General features: G+C 66.5%; 14 protein-coding genes. 5 read left to right on the forward strand and 9 right to left on the reverse strand.

All coding sequences use genetic code 11. The features are described 5' to 3' along the window. Positions 1 to 345: 345 nt before the first annotated feature. Entirely contained in the window at positions 346 to 651 is a 306-nt protein-coding gene (locus M2650_RS15205) for a hypothetical protein (protein WP_249475963.1), read from the reverse strand. Between the two features lie 158 nt (positions 652 to 809). Between M2650_RS15205 and M2650_RS15210 the strand changes: the two genes are divergently transcribed. Then, complete coding sequence (locus M2650_RS15210; protein ID WP_249475964.1) at positions 810 to 2,789, forward strand: winged helix-turn-helix domain-containing tetratricopeptide repeat protein; 1,980 nt, start codon at positions 810 to 812, stop codon at positions 2,787 to 2,789. Between the two features lie 49 nt (positions 2,790 to 2,838). Here M2650_RS15210 and M2650_RS15215 read toward each other — a convergent pair whose 3' ends face one another. From M2650_RS15215 to M2650_RS15225, 3 genes are all read right to left on the reverse strand, one after another. Beyond that, positions 2,839 to 3,378: a YajG family lipoprotein gene (locus M2650_RS15215; RefSeq protein WP_249475966.1), complete on the reverse strand. Its 540-nt coding sequence runs from the start codon at positions 3,376 to 3,378 to the stop codon at positions 2,839 to 2,841. Between the two features lie 148 nt (positions 3,379 to 3,526). Beyond that, entirely contained in the window at positions 3,527 to 4,327 is an 801-nt protein-coding gene (locus tag M2650_RS15220) for an ABC transporter permease (RefSeq protein WP_249475967.1), read from the reverse strand. Positions 4,328 to 4,521: 194 nt separating this feature from the next. After that, positions 4,522 to 5,508: an ABC transporter ATP-binding protein gene (locus tag M2650_RS15225; protein ID WP_249475968.1), complete on the reverse strand. Its 987-nt coding sequence runs from the start codon at positions 5,506 to 5,508 to the stop codon at positions 4,522 to 4,524. Positions 5,509 to 5,653: 145 nt separating this feature from the next. On the opposite strand from M2650_RS15225, the gene M2650_RS15230 reads away from it, so the two are divergent. The 4 genes from M2650_RS15230 (at position 5,654) to M2650_RS15245 (ending at position 10,125) form a co-directional block, all read left to right on the forward strand. Continuing rightward, positions 5,654 to 6,364, forward strand: a complete 711-nt coding sequence (locus M2650_RS15230; RefSeq protein WP_249475970.1) for an FAD-binding oxidoreductase — start codon at positions 5,654 to 5,656, stop codon at positions 6,362 to 6,364. Positions 6,365 to 6,586: 222 nt separating this feature from the next. Continuing rightward, on the forward strand, positions 6,587 to 8,128 hold the full coding sequence (locus tag M2650_RS15235; RefSeq protein WP_249475971.1) for an alpha/beta hydrolase: 1,542 nt from the start codon (positions 6,587 to 6,589) through the stop codon (positions 8,126 to 8,128). A gap of 84 nt (positions 8,129 to 8,212) precedes the next feature. Continuing rightward, a complete protein-coding gene (locus tag M2650_RS15240) occupies positions 8,213 to 8,959 on the forward strand; it encodes an ABC transporter ATP-binding protein (protein ID WP_249475974.1) in 747 nt (248 codons plus the stop codon). Continuing rightward, complete coding sequence (locus M2650_RS15245; RefSeq protein ID WP_249475977.1) at positions 8,956 to 10,125, forward strand: ABC transporter permease; 1,170 nt, start codon at positions 8,956 to 8,958, stop codon at positions 10,123 to 10,125. Before M2650_RS15240 ends, M2650_RS15245 begins: the two co-directional genes overlap by 4 nt. Before the next feature lie 138 nt (positions 10,126 to 10,263). Here the strand turns inward: M2650_RS15245 and M2650_RS15250 are convergent, their stop codons facing one another. The 5 genes from M2650_RS15250 to M2650_RS15270 form a co-directional block, all read right to left on the reverse strand. Next, entirely contained in the window at positions 10,264 to 11,046 is a 783-nt protein-coding gene (locus M2650_RS15250; protein WP_249475979.1) for a DNA alkylation repair protein, read from the reverse strand. Positions 11,047 to 11,114: 68 nt separating this feature from the next. Beyond that, entirely contained in the window at positions 11,115 to 11,555 is a 441-nt protein-coding gene (locus M2650_RS15255) for a hypothetical protein (RefSeq protein ID WP_249475981.1), read from the reverse strand. Then, positions 11,552 to 12,052 (reverse strand): SRPBCC family protein, encoded by a 501-nt coding sequence (locus M2650_RS15260; protein ID WP_249475982.1) that lies wholly within the window; start codon positions 12,050 to 12,052, stop codon positions 11,552 to 11,554. The genes M2650_RS15255 and M2650_RS15260 overlap by 4 nt, the downstream gene beginning before the upstream one ends. Beyond that, entirely contained in the window at positions 12,049 to 12,471 is a 423-nt protein-coding gene (locus M2650_RS15265) for an ArsR/SmtB family transcription factor (protein ID WP_249475986.1), read from the reverse strand. The genes M2650_RS15260 and M2650_RS15265 overlap by 4 nt, the downstream gene beginning before the upstream one ends. 175 nt (positions 12,472 to 12,646) lie before the next feature. After that, positions 12,647 to 13,693: an energy transducer TonB gene (locus M2650_RS15270; protein WP_249475988.1), complete on the reverse strand. Its 1,047-nt coding sequence runs from the start codon at positions 13,691 to 13,693 to the stop codon at positions 12,647 to 12,649. Positions 13,694 to 13,783 lie beyond the last annotated feature (90 nt).

Below are 13,783 nucleotides of genomic sequence, written 5' to 3' on the forward strand. Positions count from 1 at the left end.
ACGACGAAAGCCGGGCTGCTGGCGGACTTCAGGCGCGACGCATCGCACCGCAGTTCAGGCCCTTTCTTGGGTTACTTTCTTTGGGCCAGCAAAGAAAGTGACCCGGCGCAGCCGGAAGCCTTTTTCCATGGCGCGAGTCGCAGCGCCACTGGCCAGGACGCGGGCCTGGATCCCGGCCTTCGCCGGGATGACGGCTGAGGAACAAGAGCAACATGGGTCCCAGCGCTCGCTGGGATGACGGCATGAGAGCAACGGCTTAAGAGCGAAGAGCAGTGGAGCGAGCTGCGCTCTACAGAGCCGGAGCAAGGGCAACGGAGCGAGCTTCGCTCTACATAAGCGATGTCGCTATCGGTTGGCTGCGGTGCGCGCCACCTGCGGCAGCTCGCGCCGATCCGGGCCGCGAACGAGCACTACTTGAGTGGCGCCGCGCCGACAAACGCGGACGGCCTGCTGCATCAGCCGGGAACGCTCGGCATAAGCCCGGCCGAAGTTCTCGATCCCTGTCAGCGACGAGATTTCGGCCTGAGAAGGCAGCGCGGGATGCGCGCAATCGATCGTCACCGCCGGTGGCGGCGGCGCTTCTGCGGCGCCGACGGGCATTGTGGCGCAGAACAAGAGCGGGAGAATCGCGTGGCGGACGATGGCGTTCATGGCGGGGCCTGCGGCTGACCCGGACGATTTCCGGTGTCCCAGCCTCACGCGTCCGCCGCCGGCAAGCTGGAGGAAAGCCTGCGGACGTCGCTGGGATGCGATTAGGGCGCTTAGGGAATGCTTAGGCCGCCATCGGCGGCCTCTGCCGTATCGTTAGGATGCCCACCCCGCAAAACCCTTGGCCGTCCATGTCCGTGCCGGATCCCCTGCCGCTGAGTTTCGACGACGTCGTGATCGATTTCGCCGGCCGCCGCCTGCTGCGCGGCGGCGTGCCGCAGCCGCTGGAGCCCAAGGCCTTCGCCGTATTGGCGCTGCTGGCCGGAGCGCCCGGCCGCGCCTTCAGCCGCGACGACATCCTGGATGCGGTCTGGGGCCATCGCCACGTCACCCCCGGCGTGCTGAACCGGGTCATGACCCTGCTTCGCCACGCCTTGGGCGAGGAAGCGAATGCGCCGCGCTATCTGCGCACCCTGCATGGGGTCGGGTACCGCTTCGACCTGCCTGCTTCGACTGCGGATATGGTGGATAACGTACCCGGAGACGAGCCCCCGCGCAGACGCGCCAGCGACCATGCCGAAACGACGGCACCGCGCAGGCGCGCCGCAGTCTGGACCGTGGCCGTAGGGCTTGTCCTGGCGATAACGGCCGTGCTCTGGTGGCGATCGCCTCCCGGCGATCCCGGCGCGCGACCGGCCGATGCGAATCTCGCCGCCGGGCCGGTGCTGGCGGTGCTGCCGCTGCGCGCAGTCGGCGACGACCCGCGCGGCCAAGCTTTCGCCGACGGTTTGAGCGAGGAACTGATCAGCCTGCTGGCGCGCATCGACGGCTTGCGCGTCACTTCGTACGCATCGTCCTTCCAATTGCGCGGCAGCGCCCTGCCGCGCAGCGAGGTCGCACGGCGATTGCATGCCACCCACTTGTTGGAAGGCAGCGTGCGCCAGGACGGCGAGCGTCTGCGCATCACCCTGCGCCTGATCCAGGCGGATGGCGAGCGCAGCTTGTGGTCGCAGGACTACGATCGCGAACTGCGCGACATTTTCGCGATCCAGGACAGCATCGCGCGCTCGGTCGGCTCGGCGCTGCAACTGCGGCTCAACGTCGGCGCCCGGCCGCAACCCGGGCCGGGCGAGGATCCGCAGCTCCACCATCGCTACCTGCTCGCGCGCGGCGCCAACGGCGGCCATGCCGCCAATCCGCGCCAGGCGGGATTGGAAGCCGAGCGCGCTTTGCGCGACATGGTCGCCGACCACCCCGGCTACGCGCGCGCCTGGGGCGGCTTGGGCGTCACGCTGTGGATGTTGGCGCTGCGCCCCGCGCCGGAACGTTGGAGCATGCGCCAGGAAGCCGAGCGCGCCGCCGCCACCGCGTTGCGCCTGGATCCGCGCCAAGCCGACGCCCATGCCGTACTGGCGGCGAAAGCCTGCAATGAGCAGCGCTGGAGCGATTGCCTAGCCCTGTCGCGGCGCGCGGTGGCGCTGGCGCCGTCGGACAGCATCTGGCGCAATTGGCATGCCAACCGCCTGGCCACGGTCGGCTACGTCAACGCCGCGTTGCGCGAGATCGAACAAGCGCAGGCGATCGATCCGCTGGTGCCGGTGCACAACTTCACCCGTGGCCGCTTGCTCGATACGCTGGGGCGCCACGACGAAGCGCGCACGTATCTGATGCGGGCGGATCCGTCGCTCAGCCCGACGGCGATATTCTTCAACGCGTTGTGGCGCGGCGATCGCGCCGCGGCGCGGCGCGCCGTCGAAGCCTTGCCCCAGGAAGTGCCGTGGCGCGCTTCCGAACTCGCCGCGCTGGACGCGATGGCGCGCCCCGAACGCTGGCCGGAAGTGATGCGGTTGATAGAAGCCAACGAAGCGATGGCCAAAGACGGCATGGTGCCTTACGACTTCACCCGCCTATTGCTGCCGCAGCGCGACTACGCCCGCGACATCGACGGCTTGGACGGCGTGCAGCGCGAAGGTTATGCGTCGTACCAGCTGGTGTTCTGGCAGCCGGAATCGCAAGCGCTGCGCCGGCATCCCGCGTTCCAGGCCTACCTGCGCCGCAGCGGCCTGCTCGCATTTTGGCGAGAGCACGGTTGGCCGGATGTGTGCCGCTCCGACGGCCGCGACGGCGCGGTTTGCGATTGAAAGCCGGCTTTTGGGAGCGGGCGGAACGCGTGCGCTCCGCCCGCGCCGCTTACTTGACCGCCGCCATGAACTGCGGGTCCTTCATCGCCTCTTCGACGTTGAGCTTGATCGTCTCGTTGAGCGCGCCGAACACGTTGGCGAATTTGCTGGTTTTGCGCTGGGTCGTTTTGGTCGACTCGTACATCACTTTGCCGGTGCCGGCTTCGGTGACCACGTATTTCACCCGCAGCGTCCAGTCCACGCTGTAGCCGAGGTCGTCGATCAGGAACTCGTCGATCTCGCCGCCCAGCACTTTGTTCGGATCGTTTAGCTTCATGCCCACGAAGCGCAGCTCCTTGAACACGGCGTCCTTGAAGAACACGTCGACGTTCTGGTCGAAGTACGCGTTGCCGATCGCCGTGTTGCGGATCTGGTTCGGCTTGACCTTGCCGGAAATCGCCGGCAGGTAGCGGAAGTCGGTTACGGTCAGCGCGCCTTCCGCGGACATCACCGAACTGGGCGCGTAGTTGAGCGGTATGTTCGACGCGCAGCCGCCCAAGGCCAGCGCCATCCCCAGCGCCAGCGGCGCTATGGCTTTTTTGAACTCCATATTTTCCCCCTGTAAGCCTGCGCAGGATCGCGCGGGCCGCGCAAAACTCGCATACCCGACCGGGTCTGGCAAGCGCGGGCGGTCGCCAGCCGTTTCCAGGCCGCCGGGGCTCTCGGGCCTCGTAGAGTCGAGCCTGCTCGGCTGCGCCTTACGAACGCAGGCCGACGCCGCGCTTGAGCAACCACAGCGCCAATCCGCTCAGCACAGCGACGAAACCGAGCATCAGCGCATACGCCACCCACAACGGAACATCGCTGCTGCCGAGCAGGCCGTAACGGAAGGCATTGACCATGTAGAAGATCGGGTTGGCATGGGTCATCGCTTCGGCCCACGGCGGCAGCAGCTTAACCGAATAGAACACGCCGCCCAGATAAGTCAGCGGGGTCAGGATGAAGGTCGGCACGATCGCCACGTCGTCGAATTTCTTCGCGTAAACCGCGTTGATGAAGCCGGCCAGCGAGAAGATCGTCGCGCCGAGCAACACGGTCGACAGCGTGACCAGCGGGTGCGGCACGCGCACCTTGGTGAAGAACAACGCGATCACCAGCACGATCGCGCCGACCATCAGCCCGCGCACCACGGCGCCTGCGACGTAGCCGCCCAATATCACCCAGTTCGGCATCGGGCTGACCAGCAGCTCCTCGACGTGGCGGCCGAACTTGGCGCCGAAGAAACTGGAGGAGATGTTGCCGTAGCTGTTCTGGATCACGCTCATCATCACCAGGCCGGGGACGATGAAGTCCATGTACTTGATGCCGTCCATCGTGCCCACGCGCGAGCCGATCAGGCCGCCGAAGATCAGGAAGTACAGCGTCATCGTGATCGCCGGCGGCACCAGGGTCTGGCCCCAGATGCGCAGGATGCGGTTGACCTCGCGGCGGACGATGGTGCCCAGCGCGGTGAAGTTGCGCTGAAGGTCGGTGGGGGGTTTGGCGATAGCTTGGTTCATGGTTTTTTGCTTGTCTTTGTTTTTTGGCCGTCATTCCCGCGAAGGCGGGAACCCAGCGACTTGCTTCGGCCCTCTCCCGCTTGCGAGAGAGGGTTGGGTGAGGGCGTGCGGCATGGCAGATAGCGGCGCAGCGATCTGGTGTCGCGTTAAAGTCGCTGGATTCCCACCTTCGCGGGAATGACGGCTTGGAAGCATTACGCCACCTGTTCCGGCGGCAACTGCGCCGTGCTGTCGGCCGCGTTCTCGCCGGTCAGCCGCACGAACAACTCTTCCAGGCGGTTGGACTTGGTACGCATCGAACGCACACGGATGCCGGCGGCGCCGAGCGCGGCAAACACGCGGTTGAGGTCCATCGCGCGCGGCATTTCGATGTCCAGCGTGTGGTCGTCGGTCGCCAGCAGCGTAGTGCCTTCAATCGCCGGCAACGACGTCGGCAATTGCCCATCGATATCGAGCAGGAAACCTTCGACATCGAGCTTGGCCAGCAACGCCTTCATCGGCCCCTGCTCGACGATCCGGCCGCGGTCGATGATCGCCAGGTTGCGGCACAGGCTCTCGGCTTCCTCGAGGTAGTGCGTGGTGAGGATGATGGTGGTGCCGGCGGCGTTGATGTCCTTCAGCGTCTTCCACATGCCGCGGCGGATTTCGATGTCCACGCCGGCGGTGGGCTCGTCCAGGATCAGCAGCCGCGGCCGCGTCATCATCGCGCGCGCGATCATCAGCCGCCGCTTCATGCCGCCGGACAAGGTGCGACTCATCATCGTGGCCTTGTCCCACAGTTGCGCGTTCTTCAATTCCTGCTCGGCGCGCACGATCGCTTCGGCGCGCGGCACGCCGTAGAAACCGGCGTAGTTGACCAGGATGTCGAGCGGCTTCTCGAACATGTTGAAGTTCAATTCCTGCGGCACCAGCCCGATCAGCCGCATCGCTGCATCGCGCCGCCGGGCCAGATCGACGCCGAACACCTTCACTTCGCCCTCGCTCTTGTTGACCAGCGAGCTGACGATGCCGATCAAGGTCGACTTGCCGGCGCCGTTGGGCCCCAGCAAGGCGAAGAAATCGCCGGGCGTCACGTCCAGGGAAACGCCTTTGAGCGCTTCGACGCGGTTGTCGTAGGTTTTGCGCAAATCGCGAACGGACAGCGCCGGTTCGGCGGCCGAAACCGCTGGGTTCTGGGTCATTTCTCGAGCCTGCGCCGCGAGCCGCGCGGCGATAACCGTTAGTATAGGCGGCCCCGAGGCGCCGTTCCGGCCACGGACTGTTGCAGCCACCGCCGGTATTTCCTTGGCCATCCAGCATTTCCCGCTAAAACTCGTATCCCGCCGCATGCTGGCCCCGACGGTGGGCCATTACGCCTTCGTCCGCGACGACGGCCAACCGCTGGACTACATCCCCGGCCAGTTCATCCAGGTGCATTTCCACTACGCCGACGGCACCGCGACCAAGCGCAGCTATTCGCTGGCGACGATCCACGACCACGCGCTGGGCGCGGGCGAAGCGGTCGAGATCGCGGTGAGCTACGTGCCCGGCGGCGCGGCGACGGCGCTGTTCGAAAGCCTGGAAGTGGGCGGCCAGGTCGACGCCAGCGGACCGTTCGGCCGCTTCTGCCTGATGCCCGCCGACAGCAACCGCCGCTATCTTCTGATAGGCACCGGCACCGGCGTCACGCCTTATCGCGCGATGCTGCCGCAAATCGAAACGTTGATCCGCGAACGCGGCATCGAGGTCGTGCTGCTGTTCGGCGCGCGCACGCCGGTCGAGCTGCTGTACGGCGACGAGTTCCGCGCCTTCGCCGATGCGCATCCGGGATTCCGCTTCGTGCCGTGCTTCTCGCGCGAATTGCCCGAGAATCCGCATCCCGACGTGCGCCATGGCTACGTGCAGCAATTCCTCGAGGAATTCGCGCCTAACGCAGAAACCGACATCGCTTACCTGTGCGGCAACCCGAACATGGTCGATGCCTGCTTCGAGGCGCTGAAAGGCCACGGTCTTCCCGTGCCGCAGATCCGCCGCGAAAAATACGTCAGCAGCAAATAAGCCCTGCCGGATGCCGCCTTGTAGAGCGGGGCTGCTCCGCTGCTTCTGCCTTCCGTAGGTGCGAATTCATTCGCACGCTTCCTGGGGCAAGAGCGTGCGAATGAATTCGCACCCACGGCGCCGGAGCAGGCGTCAGCCGATCCGACCCTGGTCACATGTAGCCCGCAGCCGCGTCATGTCATCCTAAGACCCTAGCCTTCGCCTCAAATTCCGCAGGCCGCCATGTCCCGAAAAACCAGAATCGTCGTGATCGTGCTGTTCCTGATCGCTTTCTTGGGCTACCGCTACTACAGCGCCCATAAGAAAGATGCGCCGGCAGGCAAGGCCGCCGTCGCCGCGCACGACGCCGCGCCGCGCATGCTCGGCAGCCTCGCCTTCAAGCCCTGTACCCTGGCTTCGCAGTTCGGCGCGGGCAGCATCGAGGCGCAGTGCGGCGCGCTGTCGGTCGCCGAGAATCCCGCGTTGCCGGCGGGACGCAAAATAGCGCTCAACATCGCTTGGATTCCGGCGGACGACAAGGGCGAACACGCGCCGGATCCGGTATTCCTGCTGGCCGGCGGTCCCGGCCAAGCCGCGACCGAAAGCTATCCCGCCGTCGCGCCGGCCTTCGCCGAAGCGCTGAAGAAGCGCGACGTGATCCTGGTCGACCAGCGCGGCACCGGCGGCTCGCATCCGCTGGCCTGCAAGAGCGACGGCGAGCAGGACGAATCGGCGGACGATGCGGCTTCGCTGCGGATCGCGCGCGAAGAGGCCGAGAAATGCCGCGACAGGCTCGCCAAGGACGCCGACCTGCGCTTCTACACGACCACCGATGCGGTGCGCGATCTCGATGCCGTGCGCAAGGCGATCGGCGCCGCGCAGATCAACCTGATCGGCATTTCCTACGGCACCCGCGTCGCCCAGCAGTATGCGATGCGCTATCCGGCGCATACGCGCACGATCACGCTGGATTCGGTCGCGCCGAACGCGATCTACCTGGGCAACGATTTCGCGCGCAACCTGGAGAACGCGCTGGCGTTGCAGTTCGGTCGCTGCGCAAAGATCCCCAGCTGCGCGAAGGCGCTCGGCGATCCGCGCCAGCGGCTCGACGCGCTGATGGCGAAGCTGAAAGCCGAACCGCCGACGGTGACCTATCGCGACGCCAACACCGGCGAGCAGAAACAGGAAAGACTGCTGCCTGCGCACGTGGCCGGGCTGGCGCGCATGTACGCTTATGCGCCCGCGGCGGCGGCGCTGCTGCCGCTGCAGATCAACGAGGCCAGCCAGGGCCGCTACGAAGGCCTGATGGCGCTGTCCAAGCTGCTGACCAGCGGCCTGGCCGAACAGATGGCCTACGGCATGCAGCTTTCCGTGATCTGCACGGAGGACGTCGACGGTGTGCGCGGCGATCCGTCGATGTCGACGTCGCTGCTCGGCAATGCGCTCGTCGACATACTGATCGCGCAGTGCGCGGTGTGGCCCAAAGGCGCGCGTCCGGCGGATTTCCATCAACCGCTGACGACGCCCGTGCCTGCCCTGCTTATCTCCGGCGAGTTGGATCCGGTCACGCCGCCGAGCTACGCCGACAGCGTGGTCAAGACGCTGCGCAAGGGTCGCGCGCTGACGCTACGCGGCCAGGGCCACAACGTGATCGGCGCCGGCTGCATGCCCAAGCTGTTCGCGCAGTTCCTGGAAACTGCGGACGCAAAAGCACTGGACGCGAAGTGTTTGGACAAATTGGCCTATACGCCGCCGTTCACCGATTTCAACGGCTGGGATCCGTGAAGCAGGGATTTGGGATTGGGGATTCGTAACCCACCCACTCCAGCGCCGCTTCGAATCCCCAATCCCCAATCTCGAATACCCGCCATGATCATCGCTGAAAACCTCCGCAAGACCTTCAAGAGCAAGACCGGCGACGTGATCGCCGTCGACGACGTCGGGTTCACCGCGCGCGACGGCGAGATCACCGGCCTGCTCGGCCCCAACGGCGCCGGCAAGACCACGACGCTGCGCATGCTGTACACGCTGATGGCGCCGGAACGGGGCCGCGTGCTGGTCGACGGCCGCGACGTGGCCGACGATCCCGCCGCCGCCCGCCGCGCGCTGGGCGTGCTGCCGGATGCGCGCGGCGTGTACAAGCGCCTGACCGCGCGCGAGAACATCCGCTATTTCGGCGAACTGCACGGCATGTCGCGCGCCGATATCGACCGGCGTACGCAGGCGCTGTCGCAAGCGCTGCAGATGGAGGATTTCCTCGATCGCCAGACCGAAGGTTTCAGCCAGGGCCAGCGCACCAAGACCGCGATCGCGCGCGCGCTGGTGCACGACCCGCGCAACGTGATCCTGGACGAGCCGACCAACGGCCTGGACGTGATGACCACGCGCGGCCTGCGCGGATTCCTGAAACAGCTGCGCGACGAAGGGCGCTGCGTGATCTTCTCCAGCCACATCATGCAGGAGGTCGCCGCGCTGTGCGACCGGGTGGTGGTGATCGCGCACGGCCGCGTCGGCGCGCAAGGCACCGCGGACGAGCTGCGCGCGCAGACCGGCGAGGACAATCTCGAGGACGCTTTCGTCAGGCTGATCGGTTCGGATGAGGGGTTGCACGCATGACTTCGATGTGGATCGTCTGGTGGAAGGAATTGCTGGAACTGTCGCGCGATCGGCGCACGCTGATGCTGGCGCTGGTGATGGGCCCGCTGCTCGCGCCGGCGCTGTTCGTCGGCCTGCTGACGCTGGCCGAGTCGCGGGCCAAGGACCAGATGGAGAAGCCGCTGTCGATCGCCATGGTCGGCGCCGAGCAGGCGCCGAACCTGGTCGCCTGGCTCGCCGGCCAGGGCATCGAGCGCAAGACGCTCGCCGGCGATCCGGATGCGGCGATCCGCAGCCAGGACGAAGACGTCTACCTGAAGATCGGCGCGGACTATGCCAAGCAATGGCGCGAAGGTTCGCCGGCGCTGGTCGAGATCGTGCACGACAGTACCCGCCAGGACGCGGAGGTGCCGGTGCGGCGCCTGGAAGGCGCGCTGGCGCGCTACGGCCAGCAGGTCGGCGCATTGCGCCTGCTGTCGCGCGGCATCAATCCCAGCGTCGCCGCGCCGCTGGCGGTGTCGCACAAGGACCTGTCGACGCCCGAATCGCGCAAGGGCATCGCAATGGCGATGCTTCCTTATCTGCTGATCCTCAGCGCCTTCCTCGGCGGCGCCTATCTGATCATCGATGCGACCGCGGGCGAACGCGAGCGCCAGTCGTTGGAGCCATTGCTGGCTACACCCGCGGCGCGCGGCGCGGTGGTCAGCGGCAAGATCGCCGCCGCGTGCACCGTTGGTCTGGCCAGCCTGTTGCTGACGTTGCTGGCCTTCAAATTAGGCGCGGCGATGGCGCCCGGCATCGCCAAGCAGCTGGACATGGGCATGATGGCGATCGCCAAGATGCTGGTGGTGCTGCTGCCGATGCTGTTCATCGGCACGTCGCTGCTGACCTTCATCGCCGCCGGTGCGAAATCGGTGAAGGAGGCGCAGAGCTACATGACCTTCCTGATGCTGATGCCGATGATCCCGACCATCGTGCTGATGGTCAGCCCGGTCAAGAACCAATTGTGGATGTTCGCGGTGCCGTTCCTGGCGCAGAACCAGATGCTGCTGAAGGTGGTGCGCAGCGAAGCGGTATCGCCGATGGAATGGTTGGTGTATTTCGTCGCCGGCTTCGGACTGGCCGCGTTGTTGTGGTTCGCAGCGACCAGGCGCTACCACCAGGAGAAGCTGGCCATATCGGCCTGATGATCCCGTAGCCCGGGTAAGCGAAGCGCACCCGGGATCGAGCGGCGGCGTGTTTCCCGGGTGCGCTTCGCTTACCCGGGCTACGGTCCTTGCATAGCGCGGAGAGCGTGCGAATGAATTCGCGCCTACGAAAGCGGATCAGGCCACCAGACGCCGAGTCACGGCGGGGCTCGTCAGCTCCCTGAGCGCATCCTTGCCCACCCATTGGGCCGTTATGTTGGAAGCATCCGCCAGCCGCTTCGCGGTCGCGACCGCGGCGGCATTGAGCGCGCGATTGCGTTTTCCGGTCGCGCGCAACGCCATGTTCACGGCTTTCTTGACGAAATTCCGCTCGTCGCCGGCCGCGCGTTCGATCAGACGCAGGCCTTCGATGTATTTCGCATCCGCGGCTTGCTTGTCGTGCACGGTGAGCCCCCACAGCAAAGCGAACGCCGCGCGCCTGACGAACTCTTCGCGCTTGCCGCTCCACTGCGTCACCTTCGCCCAGGCATGCGGCGCGCGATCGAACAGTTTGAAGCAAACCGTGTCGCAGAGGCCCCAGTTGTCGAAATCCTTGCACCAGCGATCCATCTGCGCGACGGTAACCTGCGCAGGGTCGTCGACCATCGAGGCCACCATCCGCGCCTCGTACACGCCGGTGTCCCAGAGCGCGGCGGCGAGTGCGTGGTCGCGGCCCAGGCGTTTGGCCAGCGCCAGCATGTCCGCCATCGTCACGCCCAGCGCGCGGTCCGATGGCAGGCCGTATCGCGCCATGCCGTCGCGAGTAGCTTTGCTGCTGTGGCGTTTCAACCAACTCAGCGCGGATTGCGCCCGCGCATCGGCTGCTCCTGCGGCTTCGGCTTTCGCCGACGCCGCTTTTGTCGCGCGTTTGCGCGGCGCTGCGTTTTCTGCAGCAGCGCTTTTGGCGGCGGCTTTTTTCATGATGTTCGCCTCAGTCGATCAACGGCGGGTTGAGTTCGATGCGTCGCTGCTGCGGCTGGCGAGGCGGATCATCGCGACCGGCGTGCGGAAGATTGCCGCAGCCGCCAACGGCCTCCGAGCCAGGTGCAGGGCAATGCGGTCAGCACGATCGCGACCGGATACCAGGCCGGTCCCAGGTCCATCGGGATCGCGGCCATCGCGCCGACGATGCCGAAGAACAAACCGACGAAGCCCAATATCCATGCGTGTCGCATCGGCGAATGCGGCGCCAGCCGCGCCGTCACGTAGCCGCCGAGCACCGTGTAGACGAGGCGGTAGGCCAGCGCGAGCAGATTCAATTCCGGTGCGTGCATCGGCTGCCCCCACGGCGGATAGACATGGAGCATGTGCAGCCATTGATCGGTCCCCAGCGACAGCACGACGACGGTGAGGAAACCCGCGATTACCGCCAATGCGCTGCGCCCGAGTTGGCGCGGCCGCGGCGCGGCCGGAAGCGTTTGCGCGGTCATGACCGATCCTCCACTTGCAACGCCGGCAGCAGTTCTTCGAGACGGTCGTAGCCGGCCGCCATGCCCTGGTCCATGCCGGACGCGAGCGCGCCGTCGCGCGCCTCTTTCGATTGATAGCGGATGGTATTGGTGCTGCGGGTGACGCCGTCCTTCTCGGTCAGCAGCAAGGTGCCGATCGCTTCGCCGCCTGTCCAATCCTGATCGTAAAGCTGGGTGCTGACCACGCGTTCGGGGCGCGCGATTTCGCGATGCACGCCGCCCAGGCCCATCTCGGTGCCGTCCGGGCCGCGCCACACGAAGCGGTACGCGCCGCCTACGCGAAGATCCACTTCGCAAACGACGAACGACCAGCCCGGCGGGCCGGACAGCCATCGCTTGAGCAATTCCGGTTGGGTGAATGCGTCGAAGACGAGTTCGCGCGGCGCGGCGAAATCGCGGCTGATCTGGATCTCGGTGTCCGACGGCGTACTGATCTTGAACGTGCCTGCGAAGTTCATTCCTTCTCTCCTCTCTTGTTCGTCGTGCTGCGATGGATGGTGGTTCGGCTTTTTTTGGACGACGACGCATCGGCGGGCGGCGCAGTGGGTCCGCGAATGGCCTTCATTTCGTCGAGTAGGTCGTCCAGCCGCAGGAACGAGGCTTCCCAGAATTCGCGGTAGCGCTCCAGCCATTGGTTGGCTTCGGCCAGCGGCTCGGGCTCGAGCCGGCGCGGCCGCCGTTGCGCATCGCTGCCGATCGAGATCAGGCCGGCGCGTTCGAGCACCTTCAGATGCTTGGAGATCGCCGGTTGGCTGATCGCGAACGGCTCGGCCAATTCGGTCACCGAGGCTTCGCCCAGGGCCAGCCGGGCCAGGATGGCGCGCCGGGTGGGGTCGGCAAGGGCGGCGAAGGTGGCGTCGAGGCGTTGCGGGGTCATATTGTATAACTCACTAGTTTCATAACTTAATAGTTATATAAGAAATCGTCGCTGTCAAGGCCGGCCGCCGGCGCTTTCAGAAGGGGCCGATCGCCATGCCCTGCCGAGGCTGGCCGACAAAAAAGCCCGGCTTTCGCCGGGCTTTGGATGAGGCTTGGTTGCGTCGCGTTGCGGGTCAGTTACCCGGATTGAAAGCGATCGTGCGGCGAGTGGTGACCGGCGAATCGACCGGCTGGAAACGCCAGCGCTTGACCGCCGCAACCGCTTCGCGATCGAACACGCGGTCGGGCTGGGCGCTGACCACGCGCGCTGCGCTGACCGAACCGTCGGGCGCCACGGTGAATTCCACCTGCACCTGCCCGCTTTGGCGCGCGCGCAGTGCGGCGGCCGGATAGCGCGGCTGCGGCATGCTGATCGGACGCAGATCGCTGGACGCGCTGGCGGCCGCCGGCGGCGGCGGTGCCGGCGCTGCCGCGGCAGCCTGTTGCGCGGCGCGCTGTTCGGCGGCACGGCGGTCGGCTTCGCGTTGTGCGGCCGCGGCCTGGGCCGCGGTGTCCGGCGCAGGCGCGGCCGGCGCTGCGGCGGACTGCTGCTGCGCGAGCTGCGCCGCGGCGCGCTGCTGTTCCTGCTGCTGTTGCGCGGCGCGTTGCTTTTCCAGGTCCGCCAGGCGCTTGGCCTCTTCTTCGGTGCGGGTCTTCTCGTCGACGGCGCGCTGCGCGACGGCCTGTTGCGCGGCCGCGATGCTGGTCTTCAGGCGCGGCAATGCCGGCGCTTGCGGGTCGGTCTTCTCCATCAGCGCGTACAGGCGCTGCGCTTCGACGAAGTCTTCGCGGCCGATGCTCTGCTCGGTGGCGATCAGCGCGTACGGCTGCAGATCGGTCAGCGCGCTGGCGACGGCCGGATCGTTGGGCTGCTTGTCGCGCAGCGCCAGGTAGTACTCCATCGCATTGTTGCCGGCCGGCGCGTACAGGCGTTGTTCGCGCAGCGCCGTGCTGGCGGACTCGCGCAGCTGATCGGCGCCCATCGCCGCCACTTCGGCGGACACGGCCGGCTGCGGCGGCGCGACCGCTTGCGCGGCTTGGCTGCCCGGCGCGGCGGCGCCAGGCGCGGGCTCGTCCTTGCTGCAGCCGACGACGACGCAAGCGAGCGCCAGCCCGAGCGTCAGGTGGAAATAAGGCCGGCGCGAAGCCGCCAGCCGCGAAAATGGCTTTACAACGTACATGTGACAACTCTCCCCTGTGGTGCGGTTCGCGCACGTATGCGTAGCACGCGACAGCAGGAGACGTTTGTCAACCATGAATAGCCGCACAGG

Origin of the sequence: Luteimonas galliterrae (assembly GCF_023374055.1) — a bacterium.
Classification (GTDB): domain Bacteria; phylum Pseudomonadota; class Gammaproteobacteria; order Xanthomonadales; family Xanthomonadaceae; genus Luteimonas_C; species Luteimonas_C galliterrae.

Excerpts from the sequence above, each read along its gene's own strand:
- M2650_RS15205 (WP_249475963.1), bottom strand. The coding sequence starts at position 651 with ATGAACGCCATCGTCCGCCACGCGATTCTCCCGCTCTTGTTCTGCGCC.
- M2650_RS15210 (WP_249475964.1), top strand. The coding sequence starts at position 810 with ATGCCCACCCCGCAAAACCCTTGGCCGTCCATGTCCGTGCCGGATCCC.
- M2650_RS15215 (WP_249475966.1), bottom strand. The coding sequence starts at position 3,378 with ATGGAGTTCAAAAAAGCCATAGCGCCGCTGGCGCTGGGGATGGCGCTG.
- M2650_RS15220 (WP_249475967.1), bottom strand. The coding sequence starts at position 4,327 with ATGAACCAAGCTATCGCCAAACCCCCCACCGACCTTCAGCGCAACTTC.
- M2650_RS15225 (WP_249475968.1), bottom strand. The coding sequence starts at position 5,508 with ATGACCCAGAACCCAGCGGTTTCGGCCGCCGAACCGGCGCTGTCCGTT.
- M2650_RS15230 (WP_249475970.1), top strand. The coding sequence starts at position 5,654 with ATGCTGGCCCCGACGGTGGGCCATTACGCCTTCGTCCGCGACGACGGC.
- M2650_RS15235 (WP_249475971.1), top strand. The coding sequence starts at position 6,587 with ATGTCCCGAAAAACCAGAATCGTCGTGATCGTGCTGTTCCTGATCGCT.
- M2650_RS15240 (WP_249475974.1), top strand. The coding sequence starts at position 8,213 with ATGATCATCGCTGAAAACCTCCGCAAGACCTTCAAGAGCAAGACCGGC.
- M2650_RS15245 (WP_249475977.1), top strand. The coding sequence starts at position 8,956 with ATGACTTCGATGTGGATCGTCTGGTGGAAGGAATTGCTGGAACTGTCG.
- M2650_RS15250 (WP_249475979.1), bottom strand. The coding sequence starts at position 11,046 with ATGAAAAAAGCCGCCGCCAAAAGCGCTGCTGCAGAAAACGCAGCGCCG.
- M2650_RS15255 (WP_249475981.1), bottom strand. The coding sequence starts at position 11,555 with ATGACCGCGCAAACGCTTCCGGCCGCGCCGCGGCCGCGCCAACTCGGG.
- M2650_RS15260 (WP_249475982.1), bottom strand. The coding sequence starts at position 12,052 with ATGAACTTCGCAGGCACGTTCAAGATCAGTACGCCGTCGGACACCGAG.
- M2650_RS15265 (WP_249475986.1), bottom strand. The coding sequence starts at position 12,471 with ATGACCCCGCAACGCCTCGACGCCACCTTCGCCGCCCTTGCCGACCCC.
- M2650_RS15270 (WP_249475988.1), bottom strand. The coding sequence starts at position 13,693 with ATGTACGTTGTAAAGCCATTTTCGCGGCTGGCGGCTTCGCGCCGGCCT.